Genomic DNA, 1449 nt, shown 5'->3' with positions numbered 1-1449 from the left:
GCATGGCTCGGCTCTACAGAGAGAAAGGTAAGTTACCCTGACTGCTCTACCGGAGACGCTGCATGACGCCCCGCTACGTGCTGGCCATCGACCAGGGCACCACCAGTTCGCGCGCGATCCTGTTCGACCGTGCCGGCGACATCATCGGCAGCGCGCAGCGCGAGTTCGCGCAGATCTTCCCGCAACCCGGCTGGGTCGAGCATGACCCGCGCGAGATCCTTACCAGCGTCTATGCCACGCTGACCGAACTGCTCAGCCGCGGGCAGATCGACCCGCGTCATATCGCCGCACTGGGCATCACCAACCAGCGCGAAACCACCGTGGTCTGGGACCGTGCCACCGGCCAGCCGATCCACAACGCCATCGTCTGGCAATCGCGGCAGAGCCACGCCATCTGTGAACGCCTGAAGTCCGAAGGCCATGAAGCGCTGATCCGCGAGCGGACCGGCCTGCTGATCGATGCCTATTTCTCTGCGACCAAGGTGCGCTGGATCCTCGACCACGTGGAAGGTGCGCAGCAGCGCGCCGAACGTGGCGAGCTGCTGTTTGGCACCATCGACAGCTGGCTGGTGTGGAACCTCAGCGGCGGCCAGGCGCATGTGACCGACTACAGCAACGCGGCGCGCACGCTGTTGTTCAACATCCACACGCTGGACTGGGATGACGATCTGCTGGCCCTGCTCGACATCCCGCGCGCGATGCTGCCGCAGGTGCGCGACTCCAGTGCGGTGTACGCACACACCCGGCCGCAGTTCTTCTTCGACCACCCGATCCCGATCGCCGGCATCGCCGGTGACCAGCAGGCGGCACTGTTCGGCCAGGCCTGTTTCCAGCCGGGCATGGTCAAGAACACCTATGGCACCGGTTGCTTCATGTTGATGCATACCGGCGCGCAGGCGGTGCGGTCGCGCAACGGCCTGCTGACCACCATTGCCTGGGGCCTGGACGGGCGCGTGGAGTATGCGCTGGAAGGGTCGATCTTCATCGCCGGCTCGGTGGTGCAGTGGCTGCGCGACGGACTGCGCATGATCGAACGCGCCAGCGACAGCCAGGCACTGGCCGCGCAGGTGCCCGACAGCGGCGGCGCCTATCTGGTGCCGGCGTTTGTCGGCCTGGGTGCACCCTATTGGCGCAGTGATGTGCGCGGTGCGATGTTTGGATTGACCCGTGGCACGCGCAAGGCGCACTTCGTGCGCGCCGCGCTGGAAGCGATGGCCTACCAGACCCGCGACGTGCTCGATGCCATGCAGTCCGATGCCGGTATCGCGCTGACCGAACTGCGCGCCGATGGCGGTGCGATCGGCAACGACTTCCTGGCCAGCTTCCAGGCAGACATCCTCGGTGTGCCGCTGCTGCGGCCGCGGTTGACCGAAACCACCGCGCTCGGTGCGGCCTATCTGGCCGGCCTGGCCGTCGGGTTCTGGTCCAGCCGCGAACAGATCGCTGCAC

Annotated in this window: 1 protein-coding gene; it reads left to right on the top strand. The window is 66.4% G+C overall.

The window, feature by feature from the left end; all coding sequences use genetic code 11:
• Positions 1-62: 62 nt before the first annotated feature.
• A partial coding sequence (glpK, locus tag A7X97_RS00830) for a glycerol kinase GlpK (protein ID WP_111007454.1) occupies positions 63-1449 on the top strand: 1387 nt, incomplete at its 3' end.

The sequence above is a fragment of the Stenotrophomonas sepilia genome (assembly GCF_003244875.1).
Lineage (GTDB): Bacteria > Pseudomonadota > Gammaproteobacteria > Xanthomonadales > Xanthomonadaceae > Stenotrophomonas > Stenotrophomonas sepilia.
The sequence above is the reverse complement of the archived record's forward strand: the minus strand, read 5'-3'. Positions and strand labels throughout refer to the sequence as shown.